This is a genomic window from Actinomycetes bacterium, from assembly GCA_036000965.1.
Lineage (GTDB): Bacteria > Actinomycetota > CALGFH01 > CALGFH01 > CALGFH01 > DASYUT01.
The window spans coordinates 1-18,056 of record DASYUT010000057.1 but is presented as its reverse complement, the minus strand read 5'-3'; the positions used below and the strand labels follow the sequence as shown (position 1 = coordinate 18,056).

General features: G+C 71.9%; 16 protein-coding genes and 2 tRNA genes. 7 read left to right on the top strand and 11 right to left on the bottom strand.

Translation table 11 applies throughout. The annotated features are described in order from the left end of the window. Positions 1-166: 166 nt before the first annotated feature. The 6 genes from VG276_04325 to VG276_04300 all read right to left on the bottom strand — a co-directional run bounded on the left by VG276_04325 (position 167) and on the right by VG276_04300 (position 7,105). Positions 167-1,600, bottom strand: coding sequence for a protein kinase (locus VG276_04325; GenBank protein HEV8648629.1), 1,434 nt, complete (start codon positions 1,598-1,600; stop codon positions 167-169). 148 nt (positions 1,601-1,748) lie between these two features. After that, positions 1,749-3,209, bottom strand: a complete 1,461-nt coding sequence (locus VG276_04320; GenBank protein ID HEV8648628.1) for a penicillin-binding transpeptidase domain-containing protein — start codon at positions 3,207-3,209, stop codon at positions 1,749-1,751. Further along, positions 3,206-4,570, bottom strand: coding sequence for an FtsW/RodA/SpoVE family cell cycle protein (locus tag VG276_04315; protein ID HEV8648627.1), 1,365 nt, complete (start codon positions 4,568-4,570; stop codon positions 3,206-3,208). The genes VG276_04320 and VG276_04315 overlap by 4 nt, the downstream gene beginning before the upstream one ends. Positions 4,571-4,572: 2 nt before the next feature. Continuing rightward, positions 4,573-5,865: a Stp1/IreP family PP2C-type Ser/Thr phosphatase gene (locus VG276_04310; GenBank protein HEV8648626.1), complete on the bottom strand. Its 1,293-nt coding sequence runs from the start codon at positions 5,863-5,865 to the stop codon at positions 4,573-4,575. Beyond that, positions 5,865-6,338 (bottom strand): FHA domain-containing protein, encoded by a 474-nt coding sequence (locus tag VG276_04305; protein HEV8648625.1) that lies wholly within the window; start codon positions 6,336-6,338, stop codon positions 5,865-5,867. The genes VG276_04310 and VG276_04305 overlap by 1 nt, the downstream gene beginning before the upstream one ends. Then, on the bottom strand, positions 6,338-7,105 hold the full coding sequence (locus VG276_04300; GenBank protein ID HEV8648624.1) for a DUF3662 and FHA domain-containing protein: 768 nt from the start codon (positions 7,103-7,105) through the stop codon (positions 6,338-6,340). The genes VG276_04305 and VG276_04300 overlap by 1 nt, the downstream gene beginning before the upstream one ends. A gap of 197 nt (positions 7,106-7,302) precedes the next feature. Between VG276_04300 and VG276_04295 the strand changes: the two genes are divergently transcribed. Together VG276_04295 and VG276_04290 are read left to right on the top strand one after the other, a co-directional pair. Beyond that, positions 7,303-7,386, top strand: a tRNA-Leu gene (locus VG276_04295). A gap of 253 nt (positions 7,387-7,639) precedes the next feature. Beyond that, a complete protein-coding gene (locus tag VG276_04290) occupies positions 7,640-8,839 on the top strand; it encodes an amidohydrolase family protein (GenBank protein HEV8648623.1) in 1,200 nt (399 codons plus the stop codon). A gap of 132 nt (positions 8,840-8,971) precedes the next feature. Here VG276_04290 and VG276_04285 read toward each other — a convergent pair whose 3' ends face one another. After that, the gene (locus tag VG276_04285; GenBank protein ID HEV8648622.1) at positions 8,972-10,210 is read right to left on the bottom strand and encodes a sodium:proton exchanger; all 1,239 of its coding nucleotides are present in this window, start codon (positions 10,208-10,210) and stop codon (positions 8,972-8,974) included. A 177-nt stretch (positions 10,211-10,387) separates the two neighbouring features. On the opposite strand from VG276_04285, the gene VG276_04280 reads away from it, so the two are divergent. The 3 genes from VG276_04280 to VG276_04270 all read left to right on the top strand — a co-directional run bounded on the left by VG276_04280 (position 10,388) and on the right by VG276_04270 (position 12,815). Beyond that, entirely contained in the window at positions 10,388-11,566 is a 1,179-nt protein-coding gene (locus tag VG276_04280; protein HEV8648621.1) for an acyl-CoA dehydrogenase family protein, read from the top strand. 27 nt (positions 11,567-11,593) lie between these two features. Then, entirely contained in the window at positions 11,594-11,911 is a 318-nt protein-coding gene (locus VG276_04275) for a hypothetical protein (protein ID HEV8648620.1), read from the top strand. A 280-nt stretch (positions 11,912-12,191) separates the two neighbouring features. Further along, positions 12,192-12,815 (top strand): hypothetical protein, encoded by a 624-nt coding sequence (locus VG276_04270; GenBank protein HEV8648619.1) that lies wholly within the window; start codon positions 12,192-12,194, stop codon positions 12,813-12,815. 153 nt (positions 12,816-12,968) lie between these two features. On the opposite strand, the gene larC is transcribed toward VG276_04270, so the two are convergent. After that, positions 12,969-14,183 carry a nickel pincer cofactor biosynthesis protein LarC gene (gene larC / locus VG276_04265; protein ID HEV8648618.1) on the bottom strand — a complete coding sequence of 405 codons (1,215 nt, stop codon included), beginning with the start codon at positions 14,181-14,183 and terminating at the stop codon, positions 12,969-12,971. 320 nt (positions 14,184-14,503) lie between these two features. Here larC and serS point away from each other — a divergent pair, with 320 nt between their 5' ends. Together serS and VG276_04255 are read left to right on the top strand one after the other, a co-directional pair. Then, positions 14,504-15,769 (top strand): serine--tRNA ligase, encoded by a 1,266-nt coding sequence (serS, locus tag VG276_04260; protein ID HEV8648617.1) that lies wholly within the window; start codon positions 14,504-14,506, stop codon positions 15,767-15,769. A gap of 9 nt (positions 15,770-15,778) precedes the next feature. Beyond that, positions 15,779-15,865, top strand: a tRNA-Ser gene (locus tag VG276_04255). A gap of 701 nt (positions 15,866-16,566) precedes the next feature. Here the strand turns inward: VG276_04255 and VG276_04250 are convergent. The 3 genes from VG276_04250 to VG276_04240 form a co-directional block, all read right to left on the bottom strand. Next, a complete protein-coding gene (locus VG276_04250; GenBank protein ID HEV8648616.1) occupies positions 16,567-17,121 on the bottom strand; it encodes a hypothetical protein in 555 nt (184 codons plus the stop codon). Positions 17,122-17,674: 553 nt separating this feature from the next. Beyond that, a complete protein-coding gene (locus VG276_04245) occupies positions 17,675-17,914 on the bottom strand; it encodes a tyrosine-type recombinase/integrase (protein HEV8648615.1) in 240 nt (79 codons plus the stop codon). Between the two features lie 11 nt (positions 17,915-17,925). Next, positions 17,926-18,056 (bottom strand): transposase (locus tag VG276_04240; GenBank protein HEV8648614.1); only part of this gene is annotated, 131 nt, incomplete at its 5' end.

Genomic DNA, 18,056 nt, shown 5'->3' with positions numbered 1-18,056 from the left:
CGGATCAGAAACGCCGGGTCGCGGGCGTACTGGGCCAGCAGCACCTTGATCGCCACCCGCCGCGCCAGCAGCCGGTCCCGACCCTCAAACACCTCAGCCATCCCACCAGCCCCCAACAACCGGCCCACCTCATACCGGTCGATGAGCACATGCGGAGTCGTCGCCATCAGCCGCCCTTGTCTTTGTTCTGGTCGCCGCCGCGCCCGTCACCCTGGCCCTTGGCCACGAGGAGGCTGACCGTCGACCCTTTGGGCACCAATCTACCCGGTCGCGGGCGCATGTCGATCACGGTGCCCTTCCGACGCGAGACGCGGACCTTGAGCCCCAGGCTCTTCAGGGTGGCGGTTGCCTGGCCAACGTCCCGCCGGCGCACGTCGGGCAGGCGCACCCTGCCCGGCGCCCCGGTCGTCGGCCTGGTCGGAGTGCCGGCGCGCTCGGTCGGGGTGGCCTGGTGGTCGCGCGCGGCCCGGAGCGACACCCAGGCCAGCAGGACCAGGGCGGCCCCGGCCACGGCCACCACGGCGCGCACCCACGTCCCGGTCCGGGCCCGCCTCAGGGACAGGAGCCGGGAACCTCGGTAGGGTCGGGAACCTCGGTAGGGTCGGGAACCCCGGTAGGAGCCAGGACCCGGGTAGGAGCCGGCCCGGCGCGGGACGTCGGTCGCGGCTGACCGGACCGGGCCTCCCGCCGGCACCGGTGGCACCGGTGGCACGGGCGGCAGCACGGCGGTGGACTCCCCGGGCGCCTGCCCGGTCGGGTCCCGGGCCTCGGCGAGCACGTCGGCCATGGTGGCGGCGGAGGCGAAGCGGCGCTCCGGCTCCTTGTGCATCGCCTTCATGATGATCGCGGCGGCCGGGCCGGGCAGGTCGGCCCGGCGGTCGCGGGGGTTGGGGACCGGCGCGGCCACGTGCTGGGCGGCGATGGCGACCGCGTTGGCGCCCGTGTACGGCGTCTGGTCGGTGACCATCTCGAACAGCATGCAGCCGAGGGAGTACTGGTCGGCCGCAGGTCCGACGTGGCCGCCCTGGGCCTGCTCCGGGGCCACGTAGTTGGCGCTGCCGAGCACGACGCCGGTGCGGGTCAGGGTGGCGGCCTGAGCGGCCTGGGCGATCCCGAAGTCGGTCACCTTGACCACCTCGCCGGTCCCGGCCGGGCCGGGGCCGGCCTGCTCGCCCCCGAGCAGGACGTTGGCCGGCTTCACGTCCCGGTGGACCAGGCCGCGCGCGTGGGCGGCGGCCAGGGCGCGCGCGACCTGCTCGCCGATCGCGAACGCCTCCGGCCAGGGCAGCGGGCCGACCCGCGCGATCCGCGCCGCCAGGGTCTCGCCCTCGACCAGCTCCATGACGATGAACGCCTGGTCGTCCAGCTCGCTGTAGTCGTACACGCCGGCCACGTTGGGGTGGGAGAGCCCGGCCGCGGCGCGCGCTTCTCGCCGGAACCGCTCCAGGAAGGTGGCGTCCTCGGCCAGCTCCCGCTTGAGCACCTTGACCGCCACGGGGCGGCCCAGCACCTGGTCGACCGCCCGGTACACGGTGCCCATGCCGCCGGTCGCGATCGGGTCGCCGAGCCGGTAGCGGTCCCCGAGCAGCACGGCGCTCACCGGCGCGGCCTCCCCCCGGGCGAGGCTCCGGGTGCGCCCGCCGGGGTGCTTGGCGCAGCCTCCTCCCCAGGTGAGGCTCCGGGTGCGCCCGCCGGAGTCACTGGCGCAGCCTCCTCCCCAGGGCGAGGCTCCGGGTGCGCCCGCCGGGTCACTGGGCCGACCTCAGGTACGCCTCCATCACGGCCCTGGCCACCGGGGCCGCGACCCGGCCGCCGGTGGCCTCGTTGCCGGCGTTGCCGCCGTTCTCGATGATCACGGCGACCGCGATCGACTTCTCGCCCCGGGAGGTGAACCCGATGAACCAGGCGTGCGGAGCCTTGCCCGGGGCGTTCTGGGCGGTGCCGGTCTTGCCACCCACCCGGAGGCCCTCGATCTGCGCGCCCGGGGCCGTCCCCTCCTCGACCACCGAGAACATCATCTGCTGCAGCGCGCCGGCCACGTCGCCGGGGATGACCTGGCCGAGGGAGTCGGGCCGGAAGGTCTTGACCACCTTGCCGTCGTTGGCCACGACCTGGCTGACCACATGCGGGGCCATGCGCTTGCCGCCGTTGGCGATGGTCGCCGCGATCGACGCCATCTGCAGCGGCGTGACCCGGACGTCGCGCTGGCCGATCGCGCTCTGGGCGGTGGCCGGCGGGTCGAGCTCGCGCGGGATCATGCTCACCGCGGCCGGGAGCTGGTACTCGAGGCCGGCGTTGAGCCCGAACTTCTCGGCCTCGGCCACCAGCTTGTCGGCCCCGAGCTTGACGCCCAGCTCGGCGAAGGCGGTGTTGCAGGACACGGTGAGCGCCTCGGGCAGGGTGATGGTGTCGGGCTGGGCGCTGCGGCAGGGCTGGCCGCCGAAGTTGTTGATCGGCCGCCTGGTCTGGGGCGGGACGTAGGTGAGGCGCTTGGGGAGCTGCTGGCTGGTGGTGACGCCGTTCTCGAGGGCGGCTGCCGCGGTGACCACCTTGAAGGTGGACCCGGGCGGGTAGAGGCCGCCCGCCGCGCGGTTGAGCAGCGGGGCGTCCGGGTCCTCGTTGAGCCGCTTCCAGGCCGACCGGATCCGGGCCGGGTCGTGGCCGGAGAGGTCGTTCGGGTCGTAGCGGGGGAAGGTGGTGATGGCGACCACGTTGCCGGTGCGGAAGTCGATCGCGGCCACGGCGCCCTTGCTCTTGCCGAGCGCTCGCTCGGCGGCCTCCTGGGCGGCCGGGTCGAGCGTGAGGGTCAGCGTCCCGCCCGGCGTGTCGTTGGCCGTGAGCAGGTCGGAGAGGTTCTGCGCGAACTGCTCGGGAGCCTGGCCGAGCAGGAAGGAGTTGAACCGCTCCTCGGCCAGGGTGCGGCCGAACACCAGCGAGTAGAAGCCGGTGACCATGCCGTAGCGGGGCCCCTGGGGGTAGACCCGCTTGTACTTCAGCTTGTCGGGCGTTGGCACCGACTCGGCCACCGGCTCGCCGCTCACCACCATCTTGCCCCGCTGGATCGAGTACTCCTTGATCAGCGTGCGCGCGTTGCGAGGGTCGTTGGTGAGCCGTTCGGCGGCCAGCACCTGCCAGTAGAACGGGGCCGCGAGCAGGGCGACGAAGGCGCACAGGACCACGGCGGCCACCCGGCGGATCTGGCGGTTCACCGGACCACCGTCAGTTCCCCGCTCTCGGCGGCGTCGGCCGGGCCCGGCCCCGTCCTGCTGCGGGCGGGCGCCGGGGTGGACTCGCTCGAGATGCGGCACAGGAGAGCGATCAGGGCGTAGTTGGCCACCAGGCTCGACCCCCCGTAGCTGACGAACGGGAGGGTGATGCCGGTCAGCGGGATGAGTCGGGTGACTCCCCCGACGATCACGAACACCTGTAGCGAGAAGCTGACCACCAGGCCCAGTCCCAGCAGCTTGCCGAAGTCGTCGCTGGCGGCGAGGGCGACCCGGAAGCCGCGGAACACCATCAGCAGGTAGACGAGCAGCATGGCGGTCACCCCGAGCAGGCCGAGCTCCTCCCCGAAGGCGTCGAACACGAAGTCGGTCGAGGCGAACGGGATCAGGTTGGGCTGGCCCTGGTTCCAGCCCTCCCCGAGGATCCCGCCGGTGGCCAGCGCGAACAGCCCCTGCGCGAGCTGGAAGCCCCTGCCGTCGTAGTAGTCCCAGACGTGCAGCCAGGTCGCCACCCGGACCTGCACGTGGGCGAAGAGCTGGTAGGCGACGAATGCGCCGCCCATGAACAGGCCGAGTCCCGCCGCGACGTAGGAGAAGCGCCCGGTGGCCACGTAGAGCAGGGCCACGAACACCCCGAAGAACAGCAGGCTCGAGCCGAGGTCCTTCTCGAAGAACAGGACGAACAGGCTGACGCCCCAGGCCATCAGCATGGGCATGAAGTACTTGATCTCGGGCAGCAGCAGTGGGCCGACGCGGTAGGTCGCCGTGGCCAGCAGCTCCTTCCGCTCGGCCAGGTAGGCGGCGAGGAACACCACCAGCGCGATCTTGGCCAGCTCGGCGGGCTGGCCGTTGAACGGCCCGATCCTGACCCAGAGCCGGGCGCCGTTGATCTCCTGGCCGACGCCCGGGACCGCGGGCAGCACGAGCAGGAACAGGCCGAGCAGCAGCCAGGTGTAGCGGTAGCGGTCCAGCACCCGGTGGTCGCGGACCAGCACGATCACGGCGGCGAAGACGGTCAGGCCGAGCACGGTCCACAGGGCCTGGGAAGGTGCCTGCGGGTACCCGCCCTTGCGCAGCACGGCCGCGTAGTCCAGCCGCCGCACCATGACCAGACCGAGCCCGTTGAGCAGGGCCGCGCCGGGCAGCAGGAGCGGGTCCGCCTGGGGCGCCTGCCAGCGCAGCACGAGGTGCGCGCCGATGAACAGGACGGCCAGGGTGGCGCCGTAGCCGAGGCTGCCGGCCGGGACCGTGTTGTCGGCGACCAGGCCGACCACGATGTAGCCGCCCACCGAGAGCACGAGGGCGAGCAGGAGCAGGGTCAGCTCGACGTTGCGGCGCGACTCCACCGTCAGCCCGCCGTCCTCGTGGTGGTGGTCCGGACGGTCGTGGGCGGCGCCGTGGAGGTCGGTACGGCGGTCGTGGTGGTGGTCACCGTGCCGTCGGCCGGGCAGCCCTTGTACACAAAGGGGGCGCACCTGGCGATGCGGAAGGCGTCCTCGCGGTCCCTGGCCTCGATGCCGTTGTCGAGGTCGGAGGCATAGGCGGGAGGGACCTGGGCCCGGGTGACCTCGGTGTCTTGGACCAGGCGGGAGAAGCTGAGGCCGGCCACCTCGCCGGGGACGCCCCGGAACACCGCCACCCGGTCGCCGTGGAACCCGACCCAGTAGCGGCTGAGCACCAGCGCCCGTCCGGCCACCACGATCCCGGCCAGGGCGGCCAGCACGAGCAGGGCCGTGAGCACGCGCCTGCCCCGCCGCCGGCGCGGACCAGCCGCGGCCCGGCCCGGTTCCACCCGGGCCCGTCCCCCGGCGCCTGGGCCGACGCGGCGCAGGCCGGTGACCATGGCATCGTCGGGATCGTGCCCGGCCCCGGCGTCCTCGACGGCCAGGTCGCCGGTGGGCTCGGTGGTGGTGGCCACCGCCCCGTCGGCGTCGAGCACGATGACGGTGATGTTGTCCGGCCCGCCGGCATCGTTGGCCATGGCCACCAGCTTGTCGGCCGCCTGCTGGGGGTCGGGGGTGCGGAGCAGGACGTTGCGGATCCGGGTCTGGTCGACCACCGCGGAGAGGCCGTCGGTGCAGAGCAGGAGGCGGTCGCCAGGGACGATCTTGTAGGTGGCGGTGTCGATCTCGACGTCACGGTCGACCCCGAGCGCGCGCGTGATGATGCTGCGCTGCGGGTGGCGCTCGGCGTCCTCGGGCCGCAGCCGTCCCTGGCGGACCAGCTCCTGGACCAGGGTGTGGTCCTCGGTGAGACTCGACAGCTCGCTGTGGCGGAGCAGGTAGGCGCGCGAGTCGCCCACGTGGGCGAGGTGCACCGAGTCCCCGTCCTCCAGCAGGGCGGTCAGGGTCGTGCCCATGCCCTCGAGCGCCTTGTCGCTGGCTGCCAGGTCCCTGATCCGCCGGTTGGCCTCGGCCACCGCGCGCTTGAGGGCCTCGCCGGCCGCCCGGTCGTCCTCCCAGGGACCGCCGTCGCGGAGGGTGCGGAGCTGGTCCATGGCGGTCGCGCTGGCGACCTCGCCGGCCCGGTGGCCGCCCATGCCGTCGGCGACCGCGGACAGCGGCCCGAGGGCCAGGTAGCTGTCCTCGTTGCCCTCGCGCATCCGGCCCCGGTCGGTGGCGGCTCCTCGTCGAAGGCCCATCAGCGGCGCAGCTCCAAGGTGGCCTTCCCGATCCGGATCTCGTCGCCCGGCCCCACCGCGGTGGGCACGGTCACCTTGGCCCGGTTCATGTAGGTGCCGTTGGTCGAGCCCAGGTCCTCGAGCCAGTACGAGCCGTCCTTGACGAAGATGCGGGCGTGCACGCTGGACACGTAGGTGTCGCTCACCACCAGGTCGCAGGTTGCGGCCCTGCCCACGGTGATCGAGTCCTTGAGCGGGACGGTGCGCTTGCCCCCGGCGTCGGCCACGACGAGCTCGCGGGGGAGGCGACGGGCCGGACGGCTGGGCGCCGGCCGGGGCGGGGTCGGCCGCGCGGGCCCCGCCCGGGGCGCACGCCGCCGCCGGGCCCGTGGCCCGAACACGTCGAGCACGACGGCCCGGATCGCCCTGGCCACGAACAGGTACAGGATGGCCAGGAAGGCGATCTTGACCGCGAGCAGGAAGATCGGCGGCATCAGCTCTCCCGTCGGAACTGCAGGGTGGAGTTTGCCAGCTTCACCACGTCCCCGTTGGCCAGACGCCGGCGCCGTACGGGCTGGCCGTTCACCTCGGTCCCGTTGGTGGACTGTAGGTCCTCGACGATGAAGTCGTCACCCTCGCGGACGATCCGGGCATGGTTGCGTGAGACGCCCGGGTCGGCGAGGGAGATGTCGGACCGCTCGGAGCGGCCGATCGACAGCGCCGCGCCGGCCAGCGGGTAGACCTGCACCTCCTGGCGGCCGGACAACAGCACCAGGCTGGCCGGGGCGCGCACCTTGGGCGCCGGGCTCTGCCCGGGGAGCATGGCGGTGTGCGGCCCCACCGGTGCGCCCCCGCCGCCGTCCGGGGCGCCCGTGGGATCGGCCCGGCTGGGGTCGGCCTCGACCCGGCCGGCCACCCGGAAGCGGCCCTCGGCCAGAGCCTCGCCGGTCTCGAACTCGATGCGGGCGGGGCCCAGCATGGCCCAGTCGTTGTCCCGCGCGGTCTGCACGGCCAGGGCGGCCAGCTCGGCGGCGAGCGCGTGCTCGTAGTCGCTGAAGCGCTCCCGGTCGGCCGGCGACAGCTCGTAGGTGTAGACGTTGGGCACGTAGACCCGGCTGACGCCGACCGTGCGCCCGTCCTCGACCGCCCGGACGAGCCGTTTGCCCAGCTCGACCGGCTGCACCCCCGAGCGGAAGGCTCGGGCGAACAGGCCTTCGACAGCGCCCTCGAGGCGCTGTTCGAAGTCACGCAGGATGCCCATGGGTCGGCGGAAGCCACTCCCTCGTGTCCAGACAGCGGTCAGGTGGCAGCGGGGTGGACGATTGCCACCGAACCGGCAGTCTACCGTAGGGTCCTGTTCCCAGTTCGGCCGGTCGTCATTCTGCGATCCGCCTGTGACCAGGTATTCTCCTGGCGGCCTGCGACGGGGCCCGTGCTACAATGCCGCTCCGTTCGCCAGGGCGAGTGGCGGAATTGGCAGACGCGCAGGATTCAGGTTCCTGTGTCCGCAAGGACGTGGGGGTTCAAGTCCCCCTTCGCCCACCCGAAGCCCCGCCGGCACCCAGGCCAGCCCGGCCCCGCCGCGGGGCTCTCCGCTGCCCGCCAGGCGGTCCTTCCCGCCGGCGGTGCCCCGGGGGTGGGCGGTCCGTCCCGGTGGGTGGTCCGTCCAGGTGGGCGGTCCCCCTCGGTGGGCGGTGTCCCCGGTGGCGGTCCGTCCCGGTGGCGGTCCGTCCCGGTGGGCGACCCCCGGGCTTAGGCTCAAGCGGTACCCCACCGATCCTCGTTGGAGGCAGCGATGCCAGCCACGAACGCCCCTGGCCCCATGGTCCTGCGAGCCCCGCGCCTGGTCGACGGCACCGGGGCTGCTCCCGTGGGGGACGCCGCCCTCTGGCTCGACGGCGGCCTGATCGCCTACGCCGGACCGGCCTCGGCACTGCCCCCGGAGGCTGCCGGCGGCCGTGTCCCAGTGCTCGACCTGCCCGGCTGCACGCTGCTCCCCGGCCTCGTCGACGTGCACGTGCACCTGGTGGCCAGCGGCAAGCCGGACCTGGCGGCCGGCATCCCGGAGGGGGAGGCAGCCCGGACGGTGAGCGCGGTGGCCAACGCGCGCCGCCAGCTGGAGCACGGGGTGACCCTCGTGCGCGACCTCGGCGCGCCCGGCGGCGAGGCGATCGCGGTGGGGCGGGCCGTCGAGGCGGGGGAGCTTCCCGGACCGCGGGTGGTCGCCTCGGGACCGGCGGTCACCATGACCGGCGGCCACATCCCGTACCTGGGCCGCGTGTCCGACGGGGTGGACGCGATGCGGCACGCGGTCCGCGAGAACGCGGCCATGGGCGCGGCCTGCATCAAGGTGGTGGCCACCGGCGGGGTGCTCACCAAGGGGATCGACCCCCGGAAGGCCGCGTACACCCAGGCCGAGCTCGACGCCCTGGTCGAGGAGGCGCACCGGCTCGGGCTCCGGGTGGCCGCCCACGCGATCGGGGAGGGCGGGGTGGTCGCGGCCCTGCGGGCGGGCGTGGACTCCATCGAGCACGGGATGTTCCTGGACGAGGCGGCGATCGACGGGTTCCTGGCCACCGGGGCGCGCTACACGCCGACCTTCTCGGCCCCGCACGGCATCCTGACCGGCCCGGGCGTGCCCGGCTGGATCAAGGACCGGGCCCGGCCGGCCGCCGAGGCCCAGGCCACGTCGTTCCGGGCAGCGGTGAAGGCTGGGGTCAAGGTGGTGGCCGGCACCGACGCCGGCACGCCCGACAACCCTCATGGCGGCGTCGCCGGCGAGGTCGGGTTCATGGTGGAGCACGGGCTCGACCCCCTGGCCGCAGTCCGCGCGGCCACCGCCGAGGCCGCCGACCTGCTCGGCGTGCCCGACCGGGGCATGCTGCGCGAGGGCAGCCGGGCCGACGTCCTCGCCGTGCACGGCGACGCGGTCGCCGACGTCCGCGCGCTGGGCCAGGTTGTTGCGGTCTTCCAGGACGGCCGGCGGGTCTGCTGACGCGTGGCCATGACGCGTGTCCGACGAAGGTCACCGGCAGCTCAGCTAGCTGGAGTCCTCGGTCGATGTGGGGGGAGCTCGCTCCCCCCACGGCCCCCGTGCCATGGTCGGGCGGATCCCGCGGTGGGCCGGTCAGCCTCGCTCGGAGGCGCTCTCCCGCGTCTGCTCCTGCTCCGCGCCGATCCGCCAGACGCAGCGGCCGATCCCCGGGAGGTGGCGCCGGTACGCCACCAGCATGCCGAGGGCGATGACGACGTAGACGGCGGCGAGGACCATCCGGGCGGTCGGGCTCGGGACGAAGAACTGGACGGCGAACAGGCCGAGCATGGTGAGCGCCTCCCAGAACCGGAAGCGCAGGTTCGACAGCACGGCGAACCCGAGCACGGCCTGGGCGCTGGTGAGGATGAACTCGGCGTGCTGGCGCGGGTCGAGCGGCAGCGGCCCGCCGCCCCCGCCGAGGAGGAAGGCTATCGGGATCATCCCCACCAGCAGCGTCCACTGGTTGACCTCGGCCGAGAGCAGGGTGCCGACGCCCTTGTCGCCCTTGCCGCGGAAGGCGAACATGGCGGCTACCAGTAGCTCGGGCGCTTCCGAGGCGAGGGGGGCAAGCCACTGGACGAGCAGGAACTCGTCGATGCCGAGGGCCTTGCCGGTGCCGATCAGCGCCTCCGCGAACGGCTCGGCCGCCGCGAGCACGACGCCGGCGGCGAACACGAACAGGCCGACCACGATCGTGCGGCGCCGGCCCTTGGGCTGCTCGGCGATCCGCTCCGGCACGCCGATCAGGTCTGGTTGGTCGTGCGGGGTCTTGCTCACCCGCCACATGTAGATGGCGAACAGGCCGACCAGCACGACCGAGTCGTACCAACCGATCTGCCGGGTCAGGGGGATCACCACGGCGTAGATAGAGGCCAGACCCAGGAATCCCAGCTCGATGCGGCGCTGGGGCTCGAGCACGACCTCCCTGATCCGCTCGCCCTTGACCCGCTCGCCTCGGCGCCTGGCGCCCAGGATGAACACCAGGGCCGCCATCGACCAGCCGAAGCCGATCAGGAGGCGGTTGCTGCCGGTCATGTTGGCCGCCGCGTAGGCGGCGTAGTGCGGCTTGCTCCCGGCGGTGAAGGCGAAGTACAGGTCGACGGCGAACTCGGGCAGGACCGCGATCAGGGCCAGGATGGCCACGGCCAGGTTGCCCGAGATGTCGACCTCGGCCGCCTCCGCTGCCCACGCCAGCAGGAACGCGGCCGTCACCACCGCGCCGCCGAACACCAGCAGGGCCGGCACGTCTTCGAGGTGGGTGCCGGTCACCCGGAGCACGACGCTGGGGAGGGCTACCGCCATCGCCAGCGCGATCTTCGCCTTCCAGGACATGGGCACACGGTATCGGCCCGGGAAGCGCCTGTCACAAGCTGCGCCAGGGGCCACGGCGCCGGCACTGTCGCGCCGCTGCCTGGGCGGCTACATTGACCTTGCGCGCCTCACCCGGAGTGGGCCTTGCGCGCTTCAGGCGAGCCCAGCCGCGGCTGACGGACGAGAGCGAGGGTGTCCATGAGTGTCGTGCAACTCCCCGAGGAGCTGGTCGCGTTGCGCGCGGCGGTCCGCTCGTTCATCCAGCGTGAGGTGGCGCCCAAGGAGGCGATGTACGCGCAGGAGATCGGCGAGACGGGCACGTTCATCGCGTTCGAGCAGGAGCGCAAGGCGCTGCGCAAGCGCTCGGCCGCCGAGGGCTTCTACACCCTGTTCATGCCCGAGTCGTGCGGCGGGGCCGGCGTCGGCCACCTCGGCCTGGCCCTGTGCATGGAGGAGTGCCACCGGCACGGCCTGCTGCTGTCCATGGCCGGCGGCGTGCTGCCCAGCGTCGAGGGCCCGACGCCCATCCTGCTCGACGGCACGCCGGCCCAGCAGGAGCGGTACCTCCAGCCGACGATGCGGGCCGAGCGGGAGGCCTGCTTCGCGCTCACCGAGCCCGACGCCGGCTCCGACGCGACCAGGATCCGCACCCGGGCCGAGCGGGTCGACGGCGGCTGGGTGATCAACGGGCGCAAGCACTTCATCACCCACGGCGCCCAGGCCGACTACGTGATCCTGTTCGCGGTCACGGAGCCGGGCCTCGGGGCCAAAGGCGGCATCACCTGCTTCCTGGTCGACGCCGACACCCCCGGTTTCGAGGTCGGCCGCAGGCAGCGGACGATGTACGACGAGAACCAGGCCGAGCTGGTCTTCACCGACTGCCGGGTCGGCGACGACGCCGTCCTCGGCAAGGAGGGCTACGGCTTCTACTCGGCCATGAAGTGGATCAACGGCGGCCGGATCTCGATCGCGTCGATGGCGCTCGGCACCGCCCAGCACCTGTACGACCGCATGCTCGAGTACGCCAAGGTCCGCGAGGCGTTCGGCCGCAAGATCGGCGCCAACCAGTACGTCCAGGGGATGGTCGTCGACACCCTGGCCGAGCTGACGCAGGCCCGCCTGCTCGTGTACCAGATGGCCGACGCCATCGACCGGGGAGCCGACGGCCGCCAGCAGGGCGCGCTGGCCAAGTACGTCGCCACCGAGATGGTCGGCCGGGTCGCCGACCGTGCCATCCAGGTGTTCGGCGGCAACGGCTACATGACCGAGATGGGCATCGAGCGCTGGGCCCGGTTCGTCCGCGGGATGCGCCTGTACGAGGGGACGAGCGAGATCCTCAAGACCAACGTCGCGCGCACCCTCGGCCTGCCGTCGTAGCCGGCGCCGGGCCGGTAGCATGGCGGCATGAGGGCCACCCGTGGACGCGCCGCCGTCCTGCTCGCCGCGTCCGCCTGGACGCTCTGGGTCTGGACGACCCGGATCTGGAACATCGCCAGCGACCCGGCCCACAGCCTCGGCTTCAAGCTCGTGCACACCGCTCTGGCCCTGGTCTCGGTCGCCTTCGCGGTCGCCCTGGGCATCATCGGCCTGCGCATGCGCCGCGAGGCCCGGTCCTGGCCTGGAGCGCGCGAGCCCCGGTCGCCTGGAGCGCGCGAGCCCCGGTCCTCGCCTGAAGCGCGTGAGGCCCGCTCGCCTGGAGCCCGCGAGGCCCCGCTCGCCTGAAGCCCACGAGGCCCCGCTCGCCTGAAGCGCGTGAGGCCAGCTCGCCTGGAGCCCACGAGGCCCAGGCCGGGTGCGACGGGATCCGCCGCTGACCGGGTTGCGCGCCTGAGCGCGGGCCCCGGGTCCGAGTCGCCGAAGGCGGTCGCCGGAGGTCGTGGACCCCGCCTGAGACGATGCCAAAGGCATGAGCTGGCCATTTGCCGGATTGTCCTACTTGACTTGCCAGGCGCGTCGAGTAGCTTGAGCCGGACAATCTGGTCGCAGGGGGGGATGGGGTGGCATGTTCATCCAGGTCATGCAGGGACGAGTCAACGATGCCGCCGGCGTGCGGCAGGAGTTCGATCGCTGGGGCGGGCAGCTCGGCGCGGCCGCGCCCGGCTGGCTCGGGCTGACCGCCGGGGTCGCCGACGGCAACCAGCTGGTCGCCGTCTTCCGCTTCGACGACCAGGCGTCGGCGACCGCCAACGACGAGCGGCCGGAGGTGGCCGCCTGGCGGGCGTCGGTGGAGAAGCGGCTCGGCGGCCCGCCGCGGGTGCACCGGTGCCCGATCGTCCGCGCCATCAAGGGCGGCGACTCCGACAAGGCCGGGTTCGTCCGGGTCGTGCAGGCCAAGGTCATCGACGCAAGGAGGCTCGCTGCCCTGCAGAGCGAGGTGGAGCGGGGGCTGCTGGACGAAGGACACGTGCTCGGGGTGACCGTCGCCCACCACGACGAGGGCGGCTGGTTCACCGAGATCACCTATTTCACCTCCGAGCGGGCGGTCCGGGCCGCCGAGCGCGAGATGCCGGTCGACAAGGCAGTCCAGCTCGGCATGGTGCGCAGCTACATGGAGAGCCTCGAGCTGTTCGAGTTGCGCACCCCCTGGCTGCAGAGCCCCGGCCGGGAACCCGTCGGGACCGCCTGAGCGGGCGCACCTCGTCCCGCGGCTCCGGGCGCCCGCTGCTGGCCGAGCGCCCGGCTCGGTCCTCGTCCCCGGTCCCGCGGCTCCGGGTGCCTGCTGGCTCAGCGTCCAGCTCGGTCCTCGTCGCGGTCCCGCGGGCTCCGGGTGCCTGCTGGCTCAGCGCCCGGCTCGGTCTTCGTCCCGCGCGTCCACGTCGGCCAGGGCCAGGGCCTGGGCCCTGGCAATGACCTCCTTGAGGGGGCGCTGGGCCTCGACCGCCAGCCGGGCGCAGTCGGCGAACTCCGGGGCGACGTTCACCACCCGGCCGTCGTCGAGCCCGAGCTTCACCCGGACCTTGCCGCCGAACAGGCTGACCTCGACCAGCTGGCGCTCCAGCACCCACTTGCGGACGGGCACGCCGCGTACCCCGAGCGTGGAAGTCTCCCGCCACAGCAGCTCGCGCAGGCGCGCGTCTGCCCCGGGCGGGCAGAGCACTGACAGCGTGATGCCGGGCCGGCCCTTCTTCATGTGGATCGGGGTGAACCAGACGTCGGCCGCGCCGGCCGACAGCAGCCGGTCGAGCACCCACGGGACCAGCTCGGGGGTCATGTCGTCGATGTTGGCCTCGAGCACGATCCCCCCGTCGCTCGCCGCGCCGTCGCGCATGCGCTCCCCGAGCACTACCCGCAGCACGTTCGGCAGCTCGCCGTGCTGGCGGCTGCCCGCGCCGTAGCCGACCCGGGCCACCCGCATCGGCGGCAGGTCCGTGAAGCGGGTCGCCCCGGCGGCCAGGATGGCTGCCCCCGTCGGGGTGGTGAGCTCGGCCGAGATGCCGCCCGAGTAGACCGGAGCCCCCCGCAGCAGTTCGAGCACGGCCGGCCCGGGCACCGGCAGGAGCCCGTGCCCGCCCCGGACCCGGCCGCTGCCGGTGGCCACCGCCGACGCCCACATCTCGCGGACCCCGAGGTCGTGCAGGAGCAGCGCGGTCCCGACCACGTCGACGACCGCGTCCACCGCACCGACCTCGTGGAAGTGGACCTGGTCGGGAGGCTTGCGGTGGACCCGCCCCTCGGCCTCGGCCAGCCGCTCGAAGGTGGCCAGGGCCCGGGCCCGCACCGGTTCGGGCAGGTCGGCCTGGCCCAGCATGGCCCGCAGGTTCGCCCAGGTGCGCACGACGCTCGAGCGGCCGGCGTGCACCTTGACCTGAGTGGCACCGATGCCGCCGCGCTCCACCGTGGCCACTTCGAGCTGGAAGGGGTCGAGCGCGAGCCCCTCGAGCCCGGCCCGCAGCGCCTTCGGGGAGCCGCCGGCGTCGAGCAGCGCGCCGAGTGCCATGTCGCCGGCGATGCCGGCGAAGCAGTCGAAGTAGGCGAAGGAGCAGGGCGTGGTCATCGGTATGCCTCGGGCCGGGGCGTCCCAGGAACGTTCGACGCCGCCTTGATGCAGCAACCCAGCATTGTACAATCGCGCCGCTTTTCTCCATCCCCTTGCTTCCGCTCGGCCCACGATCTCTCCGAACACGGTCTCTCCGAAGAGGAGGCGACCGCCGTCGCCGCCGCCATGGGCAGGAAGGCGGGTGCGGTCACCATCCGCCTGTAGCGGTCCCGATATCCTGTCGACCACGCGCGTCCGCAGCGCGATGATCGCTCGGTCGGACCGGCTCGCGCTTGCCGCCGCCGGCAGGCCACGTGTAGGTACCGGAGGGACCCAAGGTGCTCGATCTCAAGCTCGTCCGTGAAGACCCCGACCGCGTGCGCGCGGCCCTGGCCCGGCGCGGCCCCGGCGTCGGCGACCTGGTGGACCGCCTGCTGGAGCTCGACGCGAGCAGGCGCACCCTGGTCACCGAGGTCGACGCCCTGCGGTCGGAGCAGAAGCGGCGGGGCAAGGACGTGGCCAAGGCCGCTCCCGAGGAGCGCCCCGCCGTCCTGGCCGGGCTGAAGGGGCTGGCCGCGCGGATCGACGAGGTCGAGGCCCGCCTGCGTGCGGTCGAGGCCGAGCTGGCCGGCACCCAGGCCCGGGTGCCGAACCTGCCCGACCCCTCGGTCCCCGATGGAGGCGAGGACGACGCGGTCGAGCTCCGGCGCAGCGGCGAGCCGCCCACCTTCGACTTCCAGGTGCGCGACCACGTCGAGCTGGGCGAGCTGCTGGGCGCCATCGACACGGTCCGGGCGGCCAAGGTCTCGGGCGCGCGCTTCGGCTACCTCACCGGCCCGGGGGCGATGCTCGAGCTCGCGCTGGTCCGCTTCGCCATGGACCGCCTCACCGGGGCCGGCTTCACCCCGGTCATCCCGCCCGTGCTGGTGCGGCGGGAGGCGATGTACGGGACCGGCTTCCTGCCAACCGACGAGCAGCAGCTCTACCGCGTCGCCGACGACGACCTCTACCTCGTCGGCACCTCGGAGGTGCCGCTGGTCAGCTACCACGCCGACGAGATCCTCGACCGGGGCACCCTGCCCCGCCGGTACGCCGGCTTCTCGTCATGCTTCCGGCGCGAGGCGGGCTCCTACGGCAAGGACACCCGCGGCATCTTCCGGGTCCACCAGTTCGACAAGGTCGAGATGGTGTCGTTCGTTGTGCCCGAGGCGTCCCGGGATGAGCACGAGTTCCTGCTCGCCCGCGAGGAGGAGATCCTCGCTGCCCTGGAGATCCCCTACAGGGTGGTCAACATCGCAGCGGGCGACCTGGGGGCCTCGGCGGCCAAGAAGTACGACTGCGAGGCGTGGATCCCGTCCCAGGGGACCTGGCGCGAGCTGACCTCGACCTCGAACTGCACCGACTACCAGGCCCGGCGCATCAACTGCCGGGTCAGGGAGGCGGACGGCAACCGCCCGGTCCACACGCTCAACGGCACCGCTGTGGCGGTCGGCCGGACGATCATCGCCCTGCTCGAGAACCACCAGCAGGCCGACGGCTCGGTGCGGGTGCCCGCCGCGCTCCAGCCGTACCTGGGCGCCGACGTCATCCCGCTCGCCAAGTAGACTCGACGCGGAGGAGTGGCCGAGCGGTCGAAGGCAGCGACCTTGAAAGTCGCCGGACCCGGAAGGGTCCCGTGGGTTCGAATCCCACCTCCTCCGCGTCAGCTACCAGCGGTTTCGCTGAGCCGGACGTCGGTGGGTCCGCATGGGGTCCGCATGGGGTCCGCACGGGAGTGGCGAGCGCGGCTGCCCGCGTCTGCTCCAGGTGGTCGGCTAGCGCCTCCATCTCGGACTGGACACGTGCCCGTAGGTGTCATGCTCGCGGTCGCGTGACCGAGCTGCGCCTGCACACCCTTCACGCTCACGCCCTGGGCGATCAGGACCGTTGCGCTTGTGTGGTCTCGGGGGCCGATTCCATCTGGCGCTATCGGTGGGGTCGGTCACGCTCGAGGACGAAGGCGACTACATGGTATGGGGCCGGATCGATCACTCTTGGCAAGCCGAGGAGGACTCCACCGTCATCGCCATCCGCTGGCCGTCGATCCCCTCCACCTAGCCTCGATATTTCATGAAGAGTCGGACAAAGCCATCAAAAGGCACCCGACACCGTCGCTGACCTGCGACGATGCACGCGCTTCCCTCCACCCAGGCCATCACCAAAGGGTACGGGCTCTCACCACCATCGTCGCAGGTCAGCAGGCCCCTCGGTGCCGTTCGTGAAATATCGAGGCTAGTAGCGTGCCAGGCAAACCTTTGCCCTGTTGATGACTTTGCGGATCGCAAAATGGTGTCCTTGTGGGGATAATGCGTGAATGAGTCTCGACCCGAGAGGACCTTGCGGCCGGTGCGCCTTGACCAGGCTAGAACACCGGCGACCAAAGGTCTACCCAGGTGCCGTGCGCTTGGCCGCTGGCATCACGCCACGACACATACTCGACCCTATTAACGTACCAATAGCCGGGGTTTTTGGTAAAAAGCTTACTATAGAAGGTGACGCGGACCACGTTGGCGACGGAGCATGCCACCGTGCCCGTTGGACTATTGACCCTGCATTTATCCGTCTGGTTCTGCCCCCAGAAGAAGTAACGGGTCCAATCGGCGGTGGAAAGGTACTGGACTTCGGAAGTGTTCATCGTGATGGACTGCGACTGGGAGTCCAGCCAGCAGTTCGAGCGAATACTCGGACAATACTGCCAGTGGTAGGTGTGCATGTCCACCACTGCGCGGGCATGCCCGTCACCGTCATACCAGCCGCCCGAGCAGAAGTCCAGCTTCCAAACCCCGTCGTAGTAGCTGTCGCAGAGACGGGGTGTCCGTGTGCCCGCGCTGGCCGGACTGGCCGGGACGGCGACGAACAAGCCGGCTACCAGCAGGACTGGGACAATCCGCGTGATAATTACCTTTGTAAACTTCACGCGACCAACCTTTCGTGTCCTCGCCGAAGTCCTCGTCTGAACACCCGCCTGCGCTCACGCCTACTCCAGCACACAGCGGCATCCCCACCATCCGCAGGAACAAGCGCCCCACCGCCAGGCCAGGATCACGCCGCCGCACGACGCCCGTCAAGGCAGCTTACCGGCAGCTTACCGGCAGCTTGCTTCCTGCCAACAGCTCCGCCAACCTATCCTGCTGCACATAAGAAAGCCCAGGAGGCCCGGCAGAGAGGGGTGTCTGGCGCTGCTGGACCTCATCACCTAGTCGCGCGGATCAGGGGCACTCGCTGCGTTGCGCACCCTCACCGCCATGCCAGCCATGCCGAATAGACCGGCATGATCTGCCGCTACCTCACCTGGCGAAACGCTCACGACCAGCGGCTACGAGATCGGCAGCAATGGGCACTCGCGCGTATGTCCGCTGACGGTTGTTGCGTGGAAGTGCGCCCTGAGCAGCTGGTATCCGTCCACGGCGAAGCTTGTCCCAAGTCCTAACCGGGAGCCGAAGACCGCTGATAAGGATGAGGTCCCTGGTTCAGCTACCAGCGGTTTCGCTGAGCGGGACGACGGTGAGTCCGCGTGGGATCTGCGCTCGGGTGGCGAGCGCTGTTGCGCGCGTCTGCTCCAGGCGGTCGGCTAGCGCCTCCATCTCGGACGGGAACAGGTGCCCGTAGGTGTCCAGGGTGATGCTCGCGGTCGCGTGGCCGAGCTGCGCCTGCATGGCCTTCACGCTCGCGCCCTGGGCGATCAGCAGCGACGCGCAGGTGTGCCGCAGGTGGCTCTTCGCTAGTTTGTGTGGGTGGGTGAGAAGTCAAGTCGGCCAGCGATCAGGTAGACCATCGCGATCAGGTTCTGCTTGTTGCGGTAGCCGCGGGCGCGGCGCTTGGCGGCCTGCACCAGCGAGTTGATGCCTTCCA

Excerpts from the sequence above, each read along its gene's own strand:
- VG276_04310 (HEV8648626.1), bottom strand. The coding sequence starts at position 5,865 with ATGGGCCTTCGACGAGGAGCCGCCACCGACCGGGGCCGGATGCGCGAG.
- VG276_04305 (HEV8648625.1), bottom strand. The coding sequence starts at position 6,338 with ATGCCGCCGATCTTCCTGCTCGCGGTCAAGATCGCCTTCCTGGCCATC.
- VG276_04285 (HEV8648622.1), bottom strand. The coding sequence starts at position 10,210 with ATGTCCTGGAAGGCGAAGATCGCGCTGGCGATGGCGGTAGCCCTCCCC.
- VG276_04280 (HEV8648621.1), top strand. The coding sequence starts at position 10,388 with ATGAGTGTCGTGCAACTCCCCGAGGAGCTGGTCGCGTTGCGCGCGGCG.
- larC (HEV8648618.1), bottom strand. The coding sequence starts at position 14,183 with ATGACCACGCCCTGCTCCTTCGCCTACTTCGACTGCTTCGCCGGCATC.
- VG276_04270 (HEV8648619.1), top strand. The coding sequence starts at position 12,192 with ATGTTCATCCAGGTCATGCAGGGACGAGTCAACGATGCCGCCGGCGTG.
- VG276_04300 (HEV8648624.1), bottom strand. The coding sequence starts at position 7,105 with ATGGGCATCCTGCGTGACTTCGAACAGCGCCTCGAGGGCGCTGTCGAA.
- VG276_04290 (HEV8648623.1), top strand. The coding sequence starts at position 7,640 with ATGCCAGCCACGAACGCCCCTGGCCCCATGGTCCTGCGAGCCCCGCGC.
- VG276_04275 (HEV8648620.1), top strand. The coding sequence starts at position 11,594 with ATGAGGGCCACCCGTGGACGCGCCGCCGTCCTGCTCGCCGCGTCCGCC.